Source organism: Streptomyces sp. NPDC031497 (genome assembly GCF_055580905.1).
In genome coordinates this window covers 177,833-199,014 of record NZ_JBVIKO010000008.1, presented here as the reverse complement: position 1 = coordinate 199,014, position 21,182 = coordinate 177,833, and the positions used below count along the sequence as shown (strand labels likewise).

Annotated in this window: 20 protein-coding genes and 2 pseudogenes; 15 read left to right on the top strand and 7 right to left on the bottom strand. The window is 72.3% G+C overall.

The window, feature by feature from the left end:
• Positions 1-54 precede the first annotated feature (54 nt).
• Positions 55-963: a DUF3626 domain-containing protein gene (locus ACZ5K7_RS18905; RefSeq protein ID WP_468914679.1), complete on the top strand. Its 909-nt coding sequence runs from the start codon at positions 55-57 to the stop codon at positions 961-963.
• On the opposite strand, the gene ACZ5K7_RS18900 is transcribed toward ACZ5K7_RS18905, so the two are convergent.
• Positions 909-1,565: a helix-turn-helix transcriptional regulator gene (locus ACZ5K7_RS18900; protein ID WP_468914678.1), complete on the bottom strand. Its 657-nt coding sequence runs from the start codon at positions 1,563-1,565 to the stop codon at positions 909-911. The two genes, ACZ5K7_RS18905 and ACZ5K7_RS18900, sit on opposite strands and share 55 nt — an antisense overlap.
• A gap of 162 nt (positions 1,566-1,727) precedes the next feature.
• Between ACZ5K7_RS18900 and ACZ5K7_RS18895 the strand changes: the two are divergent.
• The 3 genes and pseudogenes from ACZ5K7_RS18895 (at position 1,728) to ACZ5K7_RS18885 (ending at position 6,634) form a co-directional block, all read left to right on the top strand.
• Positions 1,728-4,879 (top strand): annotated as a pseudogene (locus ACZ5K7_RS18895) (cytochrome P450).
• Positions 4,880-5,041: 162 nt separating this feature from the next.
• Entirely contained in the window at positions 5,042-6,331 is a 1,290-nt protein-coding gene (locus ACZ5K7_RS18890; protein WP_468914676.1) for an ROK family protein, read from the top strand.
• Between the two features lie 78 nt (positions 6,332-6,409).
• Positions 6,410-6,634, top strand: a complete 225-nt coding sequence (locus ACZ5K7_RS18885; protein WP_468914674.1) for a hypothetical protein — start codon at positions 6,410-6,412, stop codon at positions 6,632-6,634.
• Positions 6,635-6,722: 88 nt separating this feature from the next.
• On the opposite strand, the gene ACZ5K7_RS18880 is transcribed toward ACZ5K7_RS18885, so the two are convergent.
• Entirely contained in the window at positions 6,723-7,685 is a 963-nt protein-coding gene (locus tag ACZ5K7_RS18880) for an SDR family NAD(P)-dependent oxidoreductase (RefSeq protein WP_468914673.1), read from the bottom strand.
• An 883-nt stretch (positions 7,686-8,568) separates the two neighbouring features.
• Here ACZ5K7_RS18880 and ACZ5K7_RS18875 point away from each other — a divergent pair.
• Positions 8,569-8,817, top strand: a complete 249-nt coding sequence (locus ACZ5K7_RS18875; protein WP_351703860.1) for a hypothetical protein — start codon at positions 8,569-8,571, stop codon at positions 8,815-8,817.
• 213 nt (positions 8,818-9,030) lie between these two features.
• On the opposite strand, the gene ACZ5K7_RS18870 is transcribed toward ACZ5K7_RS18875, so the two are convergent.
• A complete protein-coding gene (locus ACZ5K7_RS18870; RefSeq protein ID WP_351713958.1) occupies positions 9,031-10,272 on the bottom strand; it encodes a ricin-type beta-trefoil lectin domain protein in 1,242 nt (413 codons plus the stop codon).
• 229 nt (positions 10,273-10,501) lie between these two features.
• The gene (locus tag ACZ5K7_RS18865) at positions 10,502-11,170 is read right to left on the bottom strand and encodes a VanZ family protein (RefSeq protein ID WP_468914939.1); all 669 of its coding nucleotides are present in this window, start codon (positions 11,168-11,170) and stop codon (positions 10,502-10,504) included.
• A gap of 325 nt (positions 11,171-11,495) precedes the next feature.
• Between ACZ5K7_RS18865 and ACZ5K7_RS18860 the strand changes: the two genes are divergently transcribed.
• From ACZ5K7_RS18860 to ACZ5K7_RS18835, 6 genes are read left to right on the top strand one after another with little or no spacing between them, the layout of a single operon-like run.
• Positions 11,496-11,678 (top strand): hypothetical protein, encoded by a 183-nt coding sequence (locus tag ACZ5K7_RS18860; RefSeq protein WP_351713960.1) that lies wholly within the window; start codon positions 11,496-11,498, stop codon positions 11,676-11,678.
• On the top strand, positions 11,675-12,127 hold the full coding sequence (locus ACZ5K7_RS18855; protein WP_468914670.1) for an MrpF/PhaF family protein: 453 nt from the start codon (positions 11,675-11,677) through the stop codon (positions 12,125-12,127). Before ACZ5K7_RS18860 ends, ACZ5K7_RS18855 begins: the two co-directional genes overlap by 4 nt.
• Complete coding sequence (locus ACZ5K7_RS18850) at positions 12,120-12,374, top strand: Na(+)/H(+) antiporter subunit B (protein ID WP_351713964.1); 255 nt, start codon at positions 12,120-12,122, stop codon at positions 12,372-12,374. Before ACZ5K7_RS18855 ends, ACZ5K7_RS18850 begins: the two co-directional genes overlap by 8 nt.
• Entirely contained in the window at positions 12,371-13,111 is a 741-nt protein-coding gene (gene mbhE, locus ACZ5K7_RS18845; RefSeq protein WP_468914668.1) for a hydrogen gas-evolving membrane-bound hydrogenase subunit E, read from the top strand. The genes ACZ5K7_RS18850 and mbhE overlap by 4 nt, the downstream gene beginning before the upstream one ends.
• A gap of 7 nt (positions 13,112-13,118) precedes the next feature.
• Positions 13,119-13,469, top strand: coding sequence for a sodium:proton antiporter (locus tag ACZ5K7_RS18840; protein ID WP_351713968.1), 351 nt, complete (start codon positions 13,119-13,121; stop codon positions 13,467-13,469).
• On the top strand, positions 13,469-15,220 hold the full coding sequence (locus tag ACZ5K7_RS18835; RefSeq protein WP_468914666.1) for a complex I subunit 5 family protein: 1,752 nt from the start codon (positions 13,469-13,471) through the stop codon (positions 15,218-15,220). The genes ACZ5K7_RS18840 and ACZ5K7_RS18835 overlap by 1 nt, the downstream gene beginning before the upstream one ends.
• A 56-nt stretch (positions 15,221-15,276) precedes the next feature.
• On the opposite strand, the gene ACZ5K7_RS18830 is transcribed toward ACZ5K7_RS18835, so the two are convergent.
• Positions 15,277-15,909 carry a DUF4230 domain-containing protein gene (locus tag ACZ5K7_RS18830; protein ID WP_351697272.1) on the bottom strand — a complete coding sequence of 211 codons (633 nt, stop codon included), beginning with the start codon at positions 15,907-15,909 and terminating at the stop codon, positions 15,277-15,279.
• A 214-nt stretch (positions 15,910-16,123) separates the two neighbouring features.
• On the opposite strand from ACZ5K7_RS18830, the gene ACZ5K7_RS18825 reads away from it, so the two are divergent.
• Positions 16,124-17,314, top strand: coding sequence for a cytochrome P450 (locus ACZ5K7_RS18825; protein ID WP_351697210.1), 1,191 nt, complete (start codon positions 16,124-16,126; stop codon positions 17,312-17,314).
• Between the two features lie 105 nt (positions 17,315-17,419).
• Here the strand turns inward: ACZ5K7_RS18825 and ACZ5K7_RS18820 are convergent.
• A pseudogene (locus ACZ5K7_RS18820) lies at positions 17,420-17,566 on the bottom strand (transcriptional regulator); the annotation flags it as partial.
• A 71-nt stretch (positions 17,567-17,637) separates the two neighbouring features.
• On the opposite strand from ACZ5K7_RS18820, the gene ACZ5K7_RS18815 reads away from it, so the two are divergent.
• The 3 genes from ACZ5K7_RS18815 to tuf all read left to right on the top strand — a co-directional run bounded on the left by ACZ5K7_RS18815 (position 17,638) and on the right by tuf (position 20,629).
• Positions 17,638-18,354, top strand: coding sequence for an SDR family oxidoreductase (locus ACZ5K7_RS18815; RefSeq protein WP_468914664.1), 717 nt, complete (start codon positions 17,638-17,640; stop codon positions 18,352-18,354).
• 59 nt (positions 18,355-18,413) lie between these two features.
• Complete coding sequence (locus tag ACZ5K7_RS18810; RefSeq protein WP_468914662.1) at positions 18,414-19,370, top strand: ribose-phosphate diphosphokinase; 957 nt, start codon at positions 18,414-18,416, stop codon at positions 19,368-19,370.
• A 65-nt stretch (positions 19,371-19,435) separates the two neighbouring features.
• Positions 19,436-20,629 (top strand): elongation factor Tu, encoded by a 1,194-nt coding sequence (gene tuf, locus ACZ5K7_RS18805; RefSeq protein WP_468914660.1) that lies wholly within the window; start codon positions 19,436-19,438, stop codon positions 20,627-20,629.
• 28 nt (positions 20,630-20,657) lie between these two features.
• On the opposite strand, the gene ACZ5K7_RS18800 is transcribed toward tuf, so the two are convergent.
• Positions 20,658-21,050 (bottom strand): anti-sigma factor antagonist, encoded by a 393-nt coding sequence (locus ACZ5K7_RS18800; protein WP_468914658.1) that lies wholly within the window; start codon positions 21,048-21,050, stop codon positions 20,658-20,660.
• Between the last annotated feature and the right edge of the window lie 132 nt (positions 21,051-21,182).

Here is a 21,182-nt window from a genome sequence, read left to right as displayed (position 1 = left end):
ATCGGATAAGGTCGGCCGGCACCGAACGAGCGGGGACAGGCCGCGGGGGAGCCGATGGAACTCACCGACATCGGGACGGCGCGAGCCGCGGCGGCGCTGCGCCATGTGGCCGCGCTGTCCTCGGGCCCGGCCCTCGACCCCGGTCTGCCCATCACCCTGAACTTCCACCCCGACCGGGTGTCGGCCGGGCTGCCGATCCTGGAGGCGCTGGCCCGGGACGGTGCCTACCACTCACAGTTCGTCACCGGCACCAGCAACGGCGGGCTCACCGCGCACCCCGGAGGCGACCGCCGGCGCTGGGAGAGCCGGATCTTCGGCGGGACCTACGACGACGCGGCCCCGGCCGAACGACCGGTGTACGGGGCGCTGAACTTCCGCCGCCAAGTGGTCGGCGCGGCCCCCCGGTTCGGTTCCTCGCACCTGCGGCTGACCGGACCGGCACTGCACCGCGCGACCTTCTGCTACCCCGACAGCGCGGCCGAGCCGACGGACTTCGGCGTCGCCGCCGGAACACACCTGCTCGCCCTCGCCGAGGCCGACGAGCAGGACGCCCTCAACGACTACATCGAGACACAGGTGCACGGCGGTGTACGGCTCGACCGGGACGTGGCGGCCCTCGTCCTGGACGCCTGCTACCAGGGCACCCCCGTCGAAACGGCGGCCCGTCGGCTGCCCTTCCCGGTCGACTGGCACCCCGGCTACCGGCTCACCGTCCCCGACCTGCGCCGCCACGCCGACTACCGGGGCCCGCAGTACGCCGAACTCGGTGCCCTGATCGCCGAGAAAGGCGTCGTGGACCCCCGGATCATCGGGGAGGCGGCCCGCACCGGGCGGTACGCGATCCAGGACCTCAAGATGGTCTGGCACACCCTCGCCCGCTTCGGCGCCCCGGAAGGCGCGGGTACGGCCTACTCCGCCGGCTCGGGTGGCCAGGTACCGGGTGCAAGTACACCCAAGGCGTAGGCGCGGGCGACCAGTTCGGTGCGGTTGGCCGCGGACCAGCGGGCCGACAGGCGGCGCAGATGGTAGGTGACGCCGTCCTTGGTGAGGCCCAGGTCGCGGGCGGCCTGGGCGGTGCTGGCGCCCCCGGCCAGCAGGGCAAGCACCCGCCCCTCGACCGGGGTGACCTTGACCGGCTCCGCCGCGGGCGCCTCGCGCTCGCCGTCCATCCGCAACATCACCAGCAGCGACGGCGTCTCGCCCACGGCCTCGCTGACCGGGTCCGCCGTCAGCTCCCCGTACCGCTCACCCCCGCCGGGCGCCCGCCACCGTACCGACACCTGGTAGCGCGACCGGTGCCGCAGCCGCAGCGCCTCGGCGATCCGCTCCACCTGCGCCTCCTCCTGCGGGCGGAACAGCTCCAGCACCTCCCGGCCGCGCAGCCGTCCCGGGGTCGTACCGCACTCGGCGGCCATCGCCGGATTGGCCACCAACACCAGCCCGTACACGTCGCACACCGCGACCGGCACCGCCACCCGGTCGAAGAGCGTCAGGGCACGGTTGCGCCACACCACACCATCGAGTCGGCCCGCCTCCACGCCCACCTCCGTGCCTCCGTCCTCCATCCAAGGCGACCACGCAGGTCAGAGGCAACTTGGCGGCACGGCGCAAGAGCCGGCGCGCACTTTCGACTGCACGATCGTGTAGTGCGGGGGCGCCGTGCCGCACCCCCGGAGGACCACGCTTGATCGCAGGACTTCCTTACCGCGAAAGGCAGTTGTCGCGCCATGCCCCCCACCGCGCCGCACCCCCACCCCGCAGACACCCTGCACGGCGTCCCCGTCGTCGACATCACCGCCACCGGACCCGGCCGCACCCCGATCCAGCAGGTCATGAACCTGATGCGGGAACACGGCCCGGTCCTCGTACGACGGCTGCACGGACGGGACACCCTGTTCGTCGCCGACGCCGACCTGGTGGCCGACCTCGCCGACGAGCAGCGGTTCGCCAAGCACGTCGGGCCCGCCCTGGAGAACGTCCGGGCCTTCGCCGCCGACGGACTGTTCACCGCGTACAACGACGAGCCCAACTGGGCCAAGGCGCACGACATCCTCATGCCCGCCTTCGCCCTCGGCTCGATGCACACCTACCACCCGGTGATGCTCAAGGTCGCCCGCCGGCTCATCGAGGCCTGGGACCGGGCCGCACGGGACGGCAGGCCGGTCGACGTCCCGGACGACATGACCCGGATGACCCTCGACACCATCGGCCTGGCCGGCTTCGGCTACGACTTCGGCTCCTTCGAACGCACCGACCCCCACCCCTTCGTCGAGTCCATGGTCCGCTGCCTGGAGTGGAGCATGACCCGCCTGGCCCGCACGCCCGGTACCGACCACTCGGCGGCCGACGCGGCCTTCCGCGACGACGCCGACTACCTCGCCCAGGTCGTCGACGACGTCATCGCCTCCCGCACCGGCACCGACCAGAGCGGAGCCGAGGACCTGCTCGGCCTGATGCTCTCCGCCCGCACCCGGACGACGGCACCACCCTGGATGCGGCCAACATCCGCAACCAGGTCATCACCTTCCTGATCGCGGGCCACGAGACCACCTCCGGCGCGATGTCCTTCGCCCTGTACTACCTGGCCAAGCACCCCACCGCGCTCCGGCTGGCGCAGCGCGAGGCGGACGCCCTGTGGGGCGACACACCCGACCCGGAGCCGACGTACGACGAGGTCGGCCGCCTGACGTACACCCGGCAGGTGCTCAACGAGGCACTGCGGCTGTGGCCCACCGCGGCCGCGTTCAGCCGGCACGCCCTCGACGACACCCTGCTCGGCGGCCGGGTCCCGCTGCGGGCCGGCCAGTCCGTCACCGTGCTCGCCCCGATGCTGCACCGCCAGCCGGTCTGGGGCGACAACCCCGAGCTGTTCGACCCCTCCCGGTTCACCCCGCAGGCCGAGGCGGCCCGCCCGGTGCACGCCTTCAAGCCCTTCGGGACCGGCGAACGCGCCTGCATCGGACGGCAGTTCGCCCTTCACGAGGCGACCATGCTGCTGGCCATGCTGGTGCACCGCTACCGGCCGCACGACCACGCGGACTACCCGCTCACCGTCAAGGAGACCCTCACCCTCAAGCCCGAGGGCTTCACCCTGACCCTCACCCCGCGCACCCCCGCCGACCGCGTCCACCAGCCGCTCCCGGGGGCCGCGCCCGCGGTCGTCCACGACCCGCACGAGACGGCCGCTCTCCCGGCCCGGGTCCGCACCGGCACCGGCGCCCTCCTCCTGCACGGCAGCAACTACGGCACCTGCCGCGGCTTCGCCGCCCAGCTCGCCGACGAGGCGACCGGCCTCGGCTGCGACGCCGAGGTGGCCGCCCTGGACGCCTACGCCGGCGCACTGCCCACCGACCGGCCCGTCGTCATCACCGCCGCCTCCTACAACGGCCGCCCCACCGACGACGCCACCGCCTTCGCCGCCTGGCTCGACGGCGACCCCGACCTCACCGGGGTGACCTACGCCGTACTCGGCGTCGGCGACCGCAACTGGGCCGCCACCTACCAGCACTTCCCGACCCGGATCGACGCCCGCCTCACCGAACTCGGCGCCACCCGTCTCGCCGACCGGGCCGCCGCCGACGCCTCCGGCGACCTGACCGGCACCGTCCGCGCGTTCACCGCCCGGCTGCGCACCGCCCTCCTCCAGCACTACGGCGACCCGGACGCCACCCCGGCCGGACCGGAGCCCACCGCCGCCTACGAGGTCCGCGCCCTGACCGGCGGCCCCCTCGACGCCCTCGCCGAGCGCCACCGGCTCGTCCCCATGACGGTCACCGAGGCCCGTGACCTCACCGCCCCCGGTCACCCCCGCACCAAGCGCTTCCTGCGTGTCGCCCTGCCGGACGGCGTCACCTACCGCACCGCCGACCACCTGACCGTGCTCCCCGCCAACGCCCCGGAACTCGTCACCCGGGCGGCCACCGCCCTCGGCATCGACCTCGACACCGTCCTCGACATCCGCGCCACTCGCCCGCGCCGCGACGGCCTCGCGGTCGACCGACCGCTGACGGTGCGCCAACTCCTCACCCACCACGTCGAGTTGCAGGAACGCCCGACCACCCACCAACTGTCCCTCCTCTCCGACGCCAACCCCTGCCCGCCGGAGAAGGCCGCGCTCGCCGCGCTGGGCGACGACCCGCGCACCCTCGTCGAGATCGTCGAGGACCACCCGGCGCTGCGCGGCGCCCTCGACTGGCCCCGGCTGCTCGACCTCCTGACCCCGCTGAAGCCGCGCCACTACTCGATCTCCTCGTCGCCCGCCACCGACCCCCGCCACGCCGACCTGATGGTCTCCCTCCTGGAGGCCCCCGCCCGCTCTGGCAAGGGCACCTACCGAGGCACCGGCTCCGGCCACCTCGCGGCGCTGCGCCCCGGCGACACGCTGTACGCACGCGTCCAGCCCTGCCGGGAGGCCTTCCGGGTCGACGCCGACGCACCGGTCGTCATGATCGCCGCGGGCACGGGCCTGGCCCCCTTCCGGGGCGCCGTCGCCGACCGTACGGCCGCGCTCGCGGCGGGCGCCGAACTTCCGCCCGCCCTCTGCTACTTCGGCTGCGACGCCGCCGACGCCGACTTCCTGCACGCCGAGGAACTCCGGGGCGCCGAGACCGCCGGAGCCGTGTCGCTGCGCCCGGCCTTCAGCACGGCGGGCACCTTCGTCCAGCACCGCATCGCCGCCGAGGCCGACGAGATCTGGGCACTGCTGGCCGCGGGTGCCCGGGTGTACGTCTGCGGGGACGGCAGCAGGATGGCACCCGGCGTCCGGGAGGCGTTCCGCACCCTGTACCGGGAACGGACGACCGGCGGGAACGCCGAAGAATGGCTGGACTCCCTGGTGTCGGAAGGCCGTTATGTGGAGGATGTATACGCGGCCAACTGATCGACGCCCTCACCCGTGGCGCCCCGTGAGGGGCGCACTCGGTCCTCGCGGCTACTCGCGGTACCCTTCACTCACAGCGTGAACTAAGGGTTGGGAAAATATCGCTTCCCGCTGCCCGAAGGAGTATGTTGCAGGTCGGGCAGGGTTTGTGAAGGGAGCCACATGGCGGGGCGGAACGGGCGCACGGTACGCGACCTCAGGAGGGCCAACCGCACGGCCGTGCTCCAGCGGCTCTATTTCGACGGCCCCCTCAGCCGCTTCGAGCTGGGCCCGGCCACCGGCCTGAGCTCCGGCTCGGTGAGCAACGTGGTCGCCGACCTGGTCGCCGACGGCCTGGTCGAGGAGGCCGGCAGCGTCGACTCCGACGGCGGCCGCCCCCGCACCCTGCTGCGTGTCGCCCCGCACAGCGGTCACATGATCGGTGTCGACGTCGGCGAGACCCGGGTCCGGGTCGAGCTGTTCGACCTCACGCTCACCGAACTCGCCCGCGTCGAGCGTCCGCTGGAGCAGCAGGGCTACGACGTCGAAGTGATCGTCGGCCACATCCGGGACGGCATCGCGGAGGTCCTCGCGACCGACGGGGCCTCGCCCGAGCTGCTGCTCGGCGTCGGTGTCGGCGTCCCCGGCATCGTCGAGCACACCGCCGACCGCGGTGCCCTGGTGCACGGCCAGACCATCGGCTGGGACGCCGTCCCGCTGGAGGAGCTGCTCCGCACCGGCTGCCAACTCCCCGAATCCGTGCGGTACTTCATCGACAACGGCGCCAAGACCCTGGGTCAGGCCGAGATGTGGTTCGGCGCCGGGCGCGGCGCGGACAACGCGGTCGTGGTGCTGTTCGGCTCCGGCGTCGGCGCCTGCCTGGTCACCGCCGAGGTGGAGCACGGCCGGGCCGTCGAGTGGGGCCATCTGACGGTACGGGTGCGGGGCCGCCGCTGCCGCTGCGGTGCGCTCGGCTGCCTGGAGGCGTACGCCGGCGCCGAGTCGCTGCTGGCCCGCTGGCGGGAGGAGGGCGGCCGGCCGGCCGAGGGCACCGACGAGGAGACCGCGCTCACCGCGATGCTCGCCGCCGCCTACCCGCCCGAGGGCACCGAACCCGACCCGGTGGCGCTCGCCGTCCTGGAGGAGACCGCCGAGTACCTGGGCGCGGGCCTCTCCGACCTGATCAACCTCTTCCAGCCCGAGCGGATCCTGATCGGCGGCTGGGCCGGCCTCCAGCTCGGCGCCCGCTTCCTGCCCGCCGTACGCCGGTACGCGACCACGTACGCGCTGCGCCACCCCGCCGAGCAGGTCACCATCGACCTCGGTCGGCTGGGCCCGGACGCGGTCACCGTCGGGGCCGCGATCCTGCCCCTCGCCGACTTCTTCAGCCGCGGCGGACGCCGCGCGGAACCGGCGCCCGAGGACCGCCTGCCCGCCTGGCGCACGGCACTGGAGGAGCGGACCCCGCGCTGAGCCGCCCCCGGTTTCACGGCGCACGGGCGAGGTACCCGTGTAGTGCCCGGACCGATGTGACGTGTGAGGGGAGCAGCCGTGGGTGACCAGCAGGACAGTGGGCCCGTACCCCGGGACATGCCGGACCAGCAGGCCCGGACCGAAGGCCGTGACCCGTGGGACGCGGCCGAGGGCAGTGAGCCGGACGCCCACGACGACGCCGGCCTCCCCGACATCGACGAGGCCGGGACGGGACTCCGGGGCGCGCCGCGCCCGGGGGTGGTGAACCCCGAGGAGCCCCTGCCGGAGGAACCGTCGGCCTGAGCGCGGCACACGGCCCGGTCGAGTCCCGCGCGGGGCAGCTGACCGCATGTCCCGGAGTCCGTCGACGCCGGGAGCGTGGCGACGGGTGTCAGGCGAACGCGTTCACGCCCGTCAGCTCCGCCGACAGGTCCCACAGGCGGGCGGCCTGGTCCGGGTCGATCGCCCAGTCCTTGACGCCGGTCGGCTCGCCTTCCACGGCGGGCTCGGCGATGTCGCAGTCCTCCAGGTAGACCCCGCCCATCTCCGCGAGCTGCGGAGAGGTGGCCGCCCAGGTCTGGGTGGCCGCACCCTGCGCGGGCGTCTTGAAGCCCTGCGGGTTCAGCGGGGTGCCCTGCTCGTCGATCCAGCCGCGCTCGATCATCTCCTCGCGGGGGATGTGCCGCTGGAGCGGGGTCATGATGCCGCCGGGGTGCAGGGCGAAGGCGCGCACGCCGGAGTCCTGGCCGAGCCGGTCGAGGTGCACGGCGAACAGCACGTTGGCGGTTTTCGCCTGGCCGTACGCCTGCCACTTGTCGTAGCCGTGCCGCCACTGGACGTCGTCCCAGCGCATCCCGGCGAAGTGGTGGGCGCGCGAGGAGACCGACACGACCCGCGCGCCGCCCGGTTCGAGGGCCGGCCAGAGCCGGTTGACCAGCGCGAAGTGCCCGAGGTGGTTGGTGGCGAACTGGGCCTCCCAGCCAGGCCCGACCCGGGTCTCGGGACAGGCCATGATGCCCGCGTTGTCGATCACGAAGTCGACGGTCCGGCCGGAAGCCAGGAACCGTTCGGCGAAGCCGCGCACGCTGTCCAGATCGCCGAGGTCCAGCTCGTCCACCTCGACCGCGTCCAGGCCGGCCAGCGCCTCCCGGGCGGCCTCGGCGCGCCGCGCGGGGACCACGACGTGGGCGCCCGCCTTGGTCAGCGCCCTGGTGGTCTCCAGGCCGAGTCCGGAGTAGCCGCCGGTGACGATCGCGAGCCGGCCGTCGAGGTCGAGGCCCGCCAGGACGTCGTCGGCCGTGCTGTCCGCGCCGAATCCGGAACCGATCTTGTGCTGAGGAGTCGTAGTGCTCATGACTTGAACGCTACGAATTGGAGTGCGCTCGAAGTCAAGCCGGGATCCCGGGGCCGGTGAACAGCCCCCGAACAGCGGAAAGCCCCAGCCGCGACGGGGGATTCGCGGCCGGGGCGGCCAGGTGGTGGGCACGGATGGCGGTCGCCTCTCGGCGAAAGGCTCCACAGGGCTTCAGCCGAACGATCGTCCCTGTGGGCAAAAGGTGAGGCCCGGGGACACTGTCCCATCCGCACCCACGGTTGCTTCAACGGACAACCACCCCGGACTGTTCCGGTCCCGTGAGTGACACGCGTCACCCGCCTCCGGGCCAGGCCGGCAGCCTGCGGACGGCGGGACGACAGGCGATCGTCCCGGTCGCGCAGGTGAAGGCCGAAGAAGGCGCTCAGGCAGGCGCGTTCGGCGGCGACGGCGACGGCCCGGTCGGCGGTGACCGCTCCGCGCGACCGCTCCGGGGGCGGCCCGTGGGCCGCCGTGATCCGGGGCGAGTGGTCCGTGGGCGCCGCCTCCTCATGGCCGAGGGTGGTCGTGTTGCGGCCCGCCTTCTCGATCCGAGCCGCCTTCCGCGGCAGATTCGCCCGAATGTTCACCAAGCATGCGCAAATATCCGGGCAAATCTCCGAGGGGTGATTCCCGGACCTTCCCGGACCACCTGGCCGCCCTCGGGTCCGCGCCCCGCGGTGATGCGAGGGCGCCGGGCCCGGCCCGCTCGGCGGTCTCACCGGCGGGCGGGGCGGCCAGGGCCCGTGCGGCGCCGCGGCCGGCGCGCGCCCGGCAGGGGGGCGCCAGGGACCGTTCCGGCGCCTGGACGGGTTCCACGGCCGGCTCGACCGTCAGGGTGACTCGGGCAAGTCACTTCCGTCCGGGGAGATCTACCCTCGATTGCATGACCGAGATAGCGAGCCCGTTCATCTCCCAGCCGCGGATCCTGGTGCTCGGGGTCATGACCGGCAAGCCGGGCACCCCGCCCTTCCGCATCGTGGAGATCGACGGTGAGGTGGTCGGTGAGGCGAGGGACATCACCGAGGTGCTGGCGGTCGCCGCGACCCACGGGATCACGGTCCACGACCTGGACGACCCGGCCGTGGTCTGCTGGGTGGGCGGGGACAAGTTCACCTGGATACCCCGCCACTAGGGCCTGTCGTTCGGACCAGGTCGCAGACGCGGGGTCCGGCACGCGGGTCCGGCACGCGGGTCCGCGGCGTTGTCGTCACTCGCCGACGCATCGCGTCGACTCGCTCCTCCGCCGTGCAGCCGCACGCACCAGACCCCGCTCACCGGCGCTGATCAGCCTCGCCGCTGTCCCATACCTGATCCGAACGACAGGCCCTGGACAGCTGGCCAGCTCTCAGCCGACGGTCCACTTCTGGTTGGCGCCGCCCGAGCAGGTCCAGATCTGCAGCCGGGTGCCGTTGGCCGAGTTGTTGCCGGTGACGTCCAGGCACTTGTTCGCCTGCGGGTTCACGATGTCCTTCGCCGCGGAGACGGCCCACTTCTGGGCCGCGCTGCCGTTGCAGTCGTAGAGCTGGACGGTCGTGCCGTCCGCCGTGCCGCCGCTGGTGACGTCCAGGCACTTGCCGAGCGCGCGGATGGTGCCGTCGCTGCCCACCGTCCACTGCTGCGCGGCGCTGCCGTTGCAGTCGTAGAGCTGGACGGGGGTGCCGTTCGCGGAGTTCGCCCCCGCCACGTCCACGCACTTGCCGGCCAGGCCCTTGATCGCGACGCCGGCCGCGGTGTCACTCGTCGTCACCGACACCGAGTCCACGACCAGCTGCGCCGGGAACGCCGTGGAGCTGTTGGGGTCGCCCGGCCAGTAGCCGCCGACGGCCAGGTTCAGGATCAGGAAGAACGGCTTGTTGAACGCCCAGGTGTTGCCGCCCACGTCGGCGGGGGTGCGGGTCTGGTAGGCGATCCCGTCGACCGACCAGGTGATCGAGTTGGGCGCCCAGTCGACCGCGAAGGTGTGGAAGGCGTCCGCGAAGGCCTGGCCGTTCGGCAGTGTGTAGCCGGCGCCTATCCCGGCCGAGCCCGAGTAGCCGGGGCCGTGGATGGTGCCGTGTATGGTCGAAGGCTCGAAACCGACGTTCTCCATCACGTCGATCTCACCGGAGTTCGGCCAGCCGACCGACCCGATGTCGGTGCCGAGCATCCAGAACGCCGGCCACATGCCCTGCCCGCGCGGGATCTTCATCCGGGCCTCGACATGCCCGTACTGGGCGCTGAACTTGCCGGAGGTGTTCATCCGGGCCGAGGTGTACTGACAGGTGCCGTACCAGCACTGGTAGTTGGCGGGGTTCTCCTTCTTGGCCGTGATGACCAGGTGGCCCTGGCCGTCGAGAGCCGCGTTGTTGGTGCCGGAGGTGTAGTACTCCCGTTCGTGGTTGTTGACGTTGTCGCCGGTCTCCAGGGTCCACTTCGAGGAGTTGACCGCCGAACCGGCGGCTCCGTCGAAGGTGTCGGAGAAGGTCACGGCGGCGGCGCCGGCGTCGGCGGCTTCGGCCCGGTGCGCGGGACCGACCGCGACGGATCCGACCAGCGCGGCGGACAGGGCGGCGAACAGGCATCTGCGGATAAGGCGTGGGGAGGCCACGGCTCGTCCTTCCGTACGGCGGCCGGGTGCGGGAAGGCAGCCGGCCGGGGTGGGGGGTGAAGGCGTCGCCTCTTGATTTAAGAGATGAGATAAGTGGTGCGTCAATACTTTGGTACGGACCAGTGTCGGACGATCGGGGGACGACCCTCCCGGGCCCCTTCCCGGGCCCCTTCCCGGGCTCCCTCCCGGGCCCCTTCCCGGGCTCCCGCGCGGTGCGTTCCCGGGTGGGTCACGCCTGCGCCTTCTTCGGCTTGCGCGCGTGGACCGCCCGGCCGAGCCGCCGGCCCAGCAGAACCCAGCCGATCAGCGCGCCCGAGGTGTTGAGGATGACATCGTCCACGTCGAAGGCGCGTCCTTCGACCAGCAGGCCCTGAGCCGTCTCGACCATCAGCATCACGAACGCGGTGAGCAGCAGCACCCCGAAAAAGCCCCGGGCGCGCGGCACGAGGACCGGCACGATGATCCCGAACGGGATGCCGAGCGCGATGTTCCCGCCGATCTGCTTGACCGCGTCCCGCAGGGCGGGCTGGTCCAGATAGATCTTGAGGGAGCGGCCGGGATGCAGATTGGTGTGCGCGATCGACACGGACGCCGGGGACGGATCCAGCGTCAGCCGGGCCAGCACGACGGCGAACGCCACCATCACCGCGAACGCGAGCAGCATGGCCAGTATCCGCAACGGCAGCGGGAGCGGACGGCGTTCGGCGCCGGTGGCCCTGGCGGTGCGGCTCGTCCTGCCGGTACCGCCGGCCTTCCCCGCGCCGCTTGTCCCGCCGCTACGGCCCGCCTTGCCGACGCGGCCCTTCTTCCCGGTGCCGCCCGCCTTTCCGGTGCCGGCCTTCGTGGGGGCGTCCGGCTCGGTGCGGCGAACGCCGACGGCGCGGGCGACCTTGGTCAGTACCCCGGCCTGTTTTCCGGTGGCCTTGCCCGTGTTCGTCCCGTCGTTCTTCTCGGCCCTGGTCGTGCGCAGACGCGAGGCGGCACTGGCCATGAGGTCCTCCACTTGTCAACAGTCCGGCGTGCTGACCCAGTTACCCAGGAACCGCCCGGAGATGCCCGCGACGACGGCGGCGGCCGGAGCGCACCCGAGGTTTCCGTCCACGCTTCCCGGGCACTCCGGACCCGTTACCGCGTGCCGCCGCTCCCCATGACGGACGCGGTGCTTGGATGCCGGAGGCGGCGAAACGGGCATAGCGCCGCAAGGCGACCCAAGGAGGCGGCGTATGACCGGACGTACGGCGCTCGTCGCCGCGGCCGAGTTCCTGGCCTGGTGGGCCGGACTGGCCTTGCTCTGGCTGGTGTTCATCGGCACCGTCGACACCCTGGAGCGGATCGTCGGCGCGAGCGCGGCGGCGGTCGGCGCCCTCGCGGCCCGGGCCGGCCGACGGGCGGTGACCTGGCGGTGAACGGCTGGATCCTGGCCGCGACCGTGCTGCTGGCGGGGGGAGCGGGCACCGCCCTGTGGGCGGTCGCCACCGGACCGCTCGGCCGCCGCGTGGTCGGCCAGAACCTCGCCACCTCCGCGGTCTGCCCCAGCCTGCTGCTGCTCGCCCAGGGCTACGGCCGTACGTCCTACGTCGATCTCGCACTGCTCCTCGCGCTGCTGGGCCCGGTCGGCACCCTGGTCTTCGCCCGGCTGCTCGCCGACGACCTGGCGGACGAACGGCCCGCCGCCTGGGGCCTGACCTGGACGGCGGCCGCGGTCGGCGCGGTGGTCGTGCTGGTGCTCTGCGCGGTGACCGGACCGGGTCGGGCGACGGTGAAACTGCTGGTGACCGGGGCGCTGCTGATCGGCGGGAACGTGGTCGCCTCACGGGCGCTGTCCGGCGGGTTCCGGGGGGTGCGCGGTGGCTGACGCGGTGATCGTCGTCGCGCTGCTGCTGACGGCCGCCTCGGCGACCGCGGCCGTGGCGACCCGCGACCCGGCCCGTCAGGCCCTGGTGCTGTCCCTCCTCGGGCTGTTCCTCGGCGCCCTGTTCACGGTGCTCCAGGCCCCCGACGTCGGCCTCTCCCAGCTCGCCGTCGGCTCCGCGCTCACCCCGTTGCTGATCATGCTGGCGGTCCGCAAGGTGAAGCGGCGCGGAAAGGCGGACGACAGGTGACCCGGCGCCTGCGGCTGTGGCTGCTGGCCGTCGGCGGCGCGGGCCTCGCCGCCCTGCTGGTCGCCGCCTGCCTCGACCTGCCGTCCTTCGGTGGCCGCAGCCACCCGTACGGCGACCGGGCCGTCCGTGCCGCGCTGGCCCGGCGCACCGCCAACGTCATCTCGTCCGTCAACTTCGACCAGCGCGCCTACGACACCCTCGGCGAGATGAGCATCCTCTTCGCCGCCGTCCTCGGCTGTGTGGTGCTGCTGCGTCAGACCCGCGACGAGCACCGGGCCCGTCCACGGCCCGCCGAGGTCGCCCGGCCCGTCCGCCGGTACGCCCTGCTGGTGCTCCCCGTCGCCCTGGTCACCGGCCTGTACGTCATCGCGCACGGCCAGCTCAGCCCCGGCGGCGGCTTCCAGGGCGGGGTCGTCGCCGCGACGGCACTGCACCTGCTGTACCTCGGCGCCGACTACCACGCCCTGGAACGGGTGCGCCCGATCGGTGTCTTCGAGGTCGCCGACTCCCTGGCCGCCTGCGCCTACCTGGTGCTGGGCCTCTCCGGACTGCTGGCCGGCACCGCGTTCCTCGCCAACACACTGCTGCCGTACGGGACGTTCAACACGCTGTCCTCCGGCGGCCTGGTCCCCCTGCTGAACGCGGCCATCGGCATGGAGGTGGCGAGCGCGGTCGTCGTCCTGCTCGCCAGCTTCCTCGACCAGGCCGTGGAGATCGAGGACGAGAACGGGAGTTGAGCCGCCGATGATGCACGTATTCCCCTATCTGGTCGCCGTCTGGATCTTCCTGGCGGGCTGTTACGGCCTTGCCACCAGCCGGAACCTGATCCACGCGGTCGGCTGCCTGGCCGTCGTCCAGTCGTCGACGTACGTCCTGCTGCTCGCGGTCGGCTACCGCGACGGCGGCACCGCACCCGTCTTCTCCGATCTCAGGCCCGGCACCCGGCCGCTGGTCGACCCGGTGATGCAGGCCCTCGCCCTGACCGACGTGGTCGTCGGCGCGACCGTCACCGCGCTGCTGCTCGCGCTGGTCCTGCAGATCGCCAAGCGGCACGGCACGGTCGATCCGGACGAACTGACGGAGCTGCGCGGCTGATGCACCACCTGCTGCCGCTGCTCGTGGCCGTCCCGCTGCTCGGCGCCACCCTTCTGGTGGCCGGTGGCCGCCGGCTGCACCGGGTCATCGCCGAGAGCTTCGCCTGCGCGGTGTGCGCGGGCACCTGCGCCCTCGCGCTGATCCTGCTGCTCAACTCCTCGCCCCCGCTGGTCGAGTGGGTCGGCGGCTGGCGGCCGGTCGGCGGGGAGAGCGTCGGGATCGTGCTGACCGGGGACGGCCCCGCGCTCGGCATGGCCGCCCTCGCCTCGCTGCTGACCCTGGCCGCGCTGGTCTACTCCTGGCACTACTTCGCGGAGCCGCTGCGCCGGCACGCGGGCTCCTTCCCGGCGCTGATACTGGTCTTCCAGGCCGGGATGTGCGGCTTCGTGCTCGCGGGCGACCTGTTCAACGCGTTCGTCTTCTTCGAGCTGATGAGCGTCGTCGCCTACGCGCTGACCGGCTACCGCATCGACGAGGCGAAGGCGGTGCAGGGGGCCCTGACCTTCGGCGTGGTCAACTCCCTCGGCGCGTACGCCATGCTGACGGGTATCGCCCTGCTGTACGCCCGCACCGGCGAACTGGGCATGGCGAAGATCGGCCGCGGTCTGGACGCGCACGGCCGCCCCGACGCGCTGGTCCTGGCCGCCTTCGTGCTGGTGCTCACCGCACTGCTGGTCAAGGCGGCCGCCGTGCCCTTCCACTTCTGGCTCCCGGACGCCCACGCCGTCGCCCCCACACCGGTCTGCATGCTCCTCTCCGGAGTCATGGTCGAGCTCGGCGCCTACGGCGTATGGCGGGTGTACGGCACGGTCTTCGCCGGACCCGGCGGCATCCCGGCCGCCGACCTGGAACGGGCACTGGTCGTCCTCGGTACGCTCACGGCCGTGCTGGGCGCGTTCATGTGCTGGCACCAGCGGCACATCAAGCGGCTGCTGGCCAACTCCACGATCGCCCACACCGGGCTGTTCCTCGTCGGCCTCGGCGTCCTGACCCCGGCGGGCGACTCCGGGATCGCCCTGTACCTGCTCGGGCACGCCGGGGTGAAGGCCGCCCTCTTCGCCTGCGCGGGGATCCTCCTGGACCGCTACGGCAACGTCGACGAACGCGCGCTGCACGGCCGGGCCCGGGAACTGCGCACGGTCGGCGTCCTGTTCACCCTCGGGGCGCTGGCCCTCGCGGGGCTGCCGCCGTTCGGCACCGCGCTCGGCAAGTCGGTCGCCGAGGAGGCGGTGGGCATTCCGCTGACCGTGCTGTACGTCGTCGTGTCCGCGGTGACGGCGGGGGCGGTGCTGCGGGTCGCCGCCCGGGTCTTCCTCGGCCTCGGGGACCGGCCGCCCAGGGGCGACGCGTACGAGACCACCGGGGACGACGAGGAGCCCGAGACCGAGGGCCGGCTCGGGCGGATCCCGGGCACGATGACCGCCGTCCCGGCCGTACTGCTGGCCGGCGCCCTCGCCGTGGGCCTCGCCCCCCGTCTTCCGGAGGCGCTGGCCAGGGCCGTCGACAAAGGCAGGACCCCGGTCGCCGTCCACTGGACGGCGACCGGGGTCCTGCTGGGCTGCCTCTCCACCCTTCTGGCCGTCGGCCTGGCCGCTCTCGCGGTCACCCGCCCCGGCCTGCTGGTCACCCGGGGCTGGGCGCTGCCGCTGCGCCGCCTGCAGTCCGGGCACGTCGGGGACTACGTGGCCTGGCTGCTGGTCGGCGCCGCGGCGCTCGGGGCGCTGGCCCTGCCCGCTGTGCTGGGCGGCTGATCACACGGTCCCGATCGGACGGCGCCGATCGGACGGTGACGGTCACACGGTCCCGATCAGACCGTGCCGTAGGACACGTGCACCTCCGTGAAGCCGAGGGAGTGCAGCAGGCCCTCCAGCATGTCGGTGGTGTTGGTCTCGGCCCGGGTGGTCAGACCGCTGGTCTTCGCCGCGTCCGAGATGTGCTTCACGGCCAGCTTCTGCACCGCCTGCTCGCTGTTGGGGTTGTCCGAGAACAGGTCGCCCAGCCGGTCCAGCAGACCGCGCTGCTTGGAGACGGCGTAGGAGTGGTCGGCGTCCAGGGTGGCCTTGCCGAGCTGCGCGTGCGGCAGCCGGATGGTGGCCTCGGTGCGGTCGTCGTTGACCGTCACGTCCTTCTGGCCGATCTTCCCGAGGTCGACATAGGAATCGACGTTGCCCGCCCCGACGTACAGGGTGCGGGTGCCGCGGATCGCGCTCGGCAGGTACTTGGCGTCCTTCTCCAGGTCCACGACGACCTGGAAGTTGCCCGAGGCCGCGTCGTAACGGCTCATGTCCTGGATGGACTTGAGCAGCGCGGGGCCCGTGTTGTCACGGGTCTCCGTGCCGAACAGGTCCTTGATGCCCGGTAGCACCGCCAGCTTGATCCCGGCGAACAGCACCACGAGCACCAGCACGAACGCGGTGAGAAGCTTCGCCCAACCGGGCATGCGCCGGGGCCGGGCCTTGACCGGAGTCTCCTTCTCGGAGGTCTCCTTGCTCTCCTTGGTGGAACTCGCCATGTGACGGTCCTCCTTTCCAAGGAGACGAATGCCCGCCGAACGCCTTGCCAGACCGTGTTGTTGGCCGATTGAGACAGCTGACGCAGGACTGGTACACGCTTTAGCGTGGAGTGACCTCCCGTCGGCGTGCCAGGAGCCCCGGATGACCGCAGAAAGCACTTCCCGGCCCCTTTGTCCGATGCACCGTATGACGTATCCCGAGTCCGGACCGCCCCGGCTCACCACCCTGGCGACCGGCACCCCGGTATGGCTCGTGACCCGGTACCACGACGTTCGTCAGGTGCTCATGGACCAGCGCTTCGACCGCAGTTCCCTGCACGCCGACGACGCCCCGCCGCTGCTCGTCGTACCGAACCTGCTCAGCGACCCCGACGGGCTGGTGAACCAGGACGGCCCGGGCCATCAGCGGCTGCGCGGCACGGTGCAGCGGGCGTTCACCCCGCGATCCGTCGCCCGCTGGCGGCCCTGGGTGGCGTCGGTGGTCGAGTCCCTCCTCGACGAACTCGCCGCCACCCCACGCCCCGCCGACATCGTCGAGGGGTTCACCCGGCGGCTCCCCGTGTCGGTGATCTGCCGGCTGATGGGACTCGACCACATCGACCGCGAGCGCATCCGGCACTGGGCCGACCACGCCCTGTCCGGGGGTGCGCACAGCGCCGAGGAAGTCGCGGGCGCCATGCGGGAGTTCGCGGACTTCGGGGCCCAACTGGTGGCACGCCGGCGGGCCCGGCCCGGTGACGACCTGGTCAGCGGGCTGGTCGTGGCGGGAGACGCGCTCGGCATCGGGGAACGCCGGCTCGTCCGGCTGGTCTGCGGTCTGGTGGTCGCCGGACACGAGACCACGATGTCCGCGCTCGGCAACATCGTCGTCTACCTCCTCACCGACGGACATGCCGACTGGCCGTCTCTCGCGGTGGACGAGGAGGCCGCGGCGACGGCGGCCGAGCAGCTGCTGCGGACCGTGCCGCTCAGTGAGGGCCGGGTGCTGCCCGGGCTGCTGCGCAGGGCCGTCGAGGACGCCGTGGTCGGCGGCGTCCCCATCCCGGCGGGCAGTGTCGTCGCCGTCCAGACCAACGCGGCGGGCCGCGACCCGGACGTCCATCCGCCCGGTCCGCCCGACCTCACCGCACCCCTGCCCGTGCCGAGCGTCGTCTTCGGCGCCGGTCCCCACCACTGCCTGGGCGCCTGGCTGGCCCGCCTGGAGATCACCCTCGCGTTGCACCGGCTCGCCGTCCGCTTCCCGGGCCTGCGCGCCGAGTTCACCCCCACGACGATCGACTGGCGCGAGGGCCAGATGACCCGTAGCCCGAGGCGGCTGCCCGTCTCCTGGTGAGTCCCGAAAGCCAACGGACGGGAAAGCGACGGCTCACCGTCCGCCGGGCCGGACCAGGCCGTGGTCGAAGGCGAACACCACCGCGTGCACACGGTCCCGCAGCGCGACACTGTCGAGGGCCAGCTCCGCGACCTCCTCGCGGCGCAGGCCGGGCGTACGGCGCGGGACGGTGCCCGGCGCGAGCCCCACCGTCTGCGGGCGCGGTCCCGCCCGGCGCTCCCGCAGGAAGCGGGCCCCTTCCTGCCTCGCCATACCGCCGCCCCGGTCCGCCTGGTACAGGTGGTCCCTGGCAGGACGGACGCGGCTGGGGAACCGTGGCTGTCATGAACGATCGCACAGCACTCGTCACCGGTGCCAACAAGGGCATCGGCTTCCATGTCGCCCGGCTCCTCGTCGAGGCGGGCTTCAGCGTCCACGTGGGTTCCCGGGACATCGAGCACGGCGAGCGGGCCGCGGCGGAGATCGGCGGCGACGCGCGGCTCCTGGTCCTCGACGTCACCGATCCCGGCAGCATCGAACGCGCCGCCGCCCGCGTCGACCACCTGGACGTCCTGGTCAACAACGCAGGCGTCCAGCCCGTCACCGGCCCGCCCGCCGAGACCGGCGTCGATGACCTCCGGCGGACCTACGAGACGAACGTCTTCGGTGTCGTCGCGGTCACCAACGCCTTCCTGCCGGTCCTGCGCCGCTCCGCCCACCCGCGCGTCGTGAACGTCTCCAGCGGCACCGCGTCCCTCACCTGGAGCACTCACCCCAATCCGCAGTTCGCCCACGGCAGCCCCCGGTCCGCCGCCTACCGTTCCTCGAAGGCCGCGCTCAACGCGCTGACCGTGTTCTACGCCCAGGAGCTGGCCGAGGACGGCATCAAGGTGAACGCCCTCGCCCCGGGGCGCCGGGCCACCGACCTGGTCCCCGGGGCGGCCGCGGGGGGCGGCGATCCGGCCGAGGGGGCACGAGGGGCCGTACGGCTGGCGCTGCTGCCCGACGACGGGCCGACCGGAGGGTTCTTCTCCTGGGACGGCACACCCGTGCCCTGGTGAGAGCGCCACGGTCCGTAGCATGAGCGCGTAGCCCGTATTGATCATGCGAGGAGCGGATCGTGCGAGACATCGCGGTCTTCAGCGGCAGCGCCCATTCCGAGCTGGCCGAGGAGGTCTGCGCGCACCTCGGGGTGCCGCTCAGTCCGACGCGGGTCAGCCGGTTCGCCAACGACTGTCTGGAGGTACAGCTCCAGGCGAACTGCCGGGAGCGGGACGTCTTCCTGATCCAGCCCCTGGTCCGGCCGGTGCAGGAGCACCTGGTGGAGCTGCTTCTGATGTGCGACGCGGCCCGCGGTGCCTCCGCGGGCCGGATCACCGTCGTCATGCCGCACTACTCCTACGCCCGCTCCGACAAGAAGGACGCCCCGCGCATCTCGCTCGGCGGCCGCCTCGTCGCCGACCTGCTGGTGGCCGCCGGTGCGAGCCGGGTCCTCGCCATGACCTTGCACGCGCCGCAGGTGCACGGCTTCTTCTCGGTGCCGGTCGACCATCTGCACGCGCTGCGGGAGCTGGCCGCGCACTTCCGGCGGTACGACCTGACGGGCACCACCGTCGTCTCGCCCGACCTCGGCAACGCCAAGGAGGCCGCCGCCTTCGCCCGGCTGATCGGCGCCCAGGTGGCGGCCGGCGCCAAGCAGCGGTTCGCCGACGACCGGGTCGTCATCAGCTCCGTCATCGGCGATGTGGCCGACCGGGACGTCATCGTGCTCGACGACGAGATCGCCAAGGGCAGCACGGTGATCGAACTCCTTGAGCGGCTGCGGGAGTTGGGGCCGCCCCGCTCGATCCGGATCGCGTGCACGCACGGCCTGTTCGCGGCCGGGGCGCTCAAGCGGCTGAGCGAGCAGCCCGACGTGCTGGAGATCGTGTGCACCAACACCGTGCCGGTACCCGTCGAGGAGCACACCGACAAGCTGCGGATCCTGTCCATCGCCCCGGCACTGGCCGAGGCCGTACGCCGTATTCACAACGGTGAGTCCGTGAGCGCCCTGTTCGACGAGCCGCGCAACGTCTAGACAGGAAGGAGGAGTTGTAGCGCCGGCCCGCGCTCGGCTCCACCGAGGCGGACGGGAGGCCCCCTGTGGCGAAGGCCAGGTTCGAGCGGACGAAACCCCATGTGAACATCGGCACCATCGGGCACATCGACCACGGCAAGACGACACTCACCGCGGCCATCACCAAGGTGCTGCACGACAAGTTCCCCCAGCTCAACCCGTTCACCCCGTTCGACCAGATCGACAAGGCGCCCGAGGAGCGGCAGCGCGGCATCACCATCTCCATCGCGCATGTCGAGTACCAGACCGAGCGCCGGCACTACGCGCACGTCGACTGCCCGGGCCACGCCGACTACATCAAGAACATGATCACCGGGGCGGCCCAGATGGACGGGGCGATCCTGGTGGTCGCGGCCACCGACGGGCCGATGCCGCAGACCAAGGAACACGTCCTGCTGGCCCGGCAGGTGGGCGTGCCCTACATCGTCGTCGCGCTCAACAAGACCGACATGGTCGACGACGAGGAGATCCTGGAACTGGTGGAGCTGGAGGTGCGCGAGCTGCTCACCGAGTACGAGTTCCCCGGCGACGACGTCCCGGTCGTCCGGGTCTCCGCGCTCAGGGCCCTGGCGGGCGACCCCGAATGGACCGCGGCCCTGCTCGAACTCCTCGACGCTGTCGACGAGTTCGTGCCCGAGCCGGTGCGGGACGTGGACCGGCCGTTCCTGATGCCGATCGAGGACGTCTTCACCATCACCGGCCGGGGCACGGTCGTCACCGGCCGGATCGAGCGCGGCGTGCTGCGGGTCAACAGCGAGGTCGAGATCATCGGCATCCACCCGCAGAAGACGAGGTCCACCGTCACCGGCGTCGAGATGTTCCGCAAGCTGCTCGACGAGGGCCGGGCCGGCGAGAACGTCGGCCTGCTGCTGCGCGGGGTGAAACGCGACGACGTCGAGCGCGGCCAGGTCGTCATCAGGCCCGGATCGGTCACCCCGCACACGGAGTTCGAGGCCCGGGCGTACATCCTCTCCAAGGACGAGGGCGGCCGGCACACCCCGTTCTTCCAGAACTACCGGCCCCAGTTCTACTTCCGTACCACCGACGTGACCGGGGTCGTCACCCTGCCGCCGGGCACCGAGATGGTGATGCCGGGCGACAACACCACCGTGCACGTCCAGCTGATCCAGCCGATCGCGATGGAGGAGGGACTGAAGTTCGCGATCCGCGAGGGCGGCCGGACGGTCGGCGCCGGGCAGGTGACCAGAATCCTCAAGTAGCCGCCACGGCACCCTGTCTGATGTGCCGTCATAACGACCCGGACGTGGCCTCCGGCTGGCCGAGGGCCGCGTCCAGTGTCGCCAGCGGCGGCAGCAGCTGCGACAGGCCCGTCACCTTCAGCACGCGCACGGTCAGCGGGTGTGTGCACACCAGCTGGAGCTGTCCGCCGCGCTCCAGCACCCGGCCGCGCGCCCGGTACAGCAGCCGCAGCCCGGAGCAGTCGAAGAAGTCGACGTGCAGCAGGTCGATCACCACCCGGGCGCTCTCCCGCGCGGTCACCCGGTCCAGATAGGGCGCGATCTCGGTCGCCGCCGCGATGTCGATCTCGCCCCGGAACTCCAGCACCGTGCAACCGCGTTCCTGGTGGATGCGCAGGTGCCGGGTGAGCGGCGCGGGGTCCTGTCGGGGTTCCTGGCGCACGACGGCATCACCTCCCACCCCAGCCGGTCCAATTCCGTTCCCCGCCTTGCAAGTTACCCTCGATGGAGGGAATTTGAGCATGTTCGATTGACATATGTCTGCTGCTTGGGTGCGCCATTTTCTGTGGCGTGC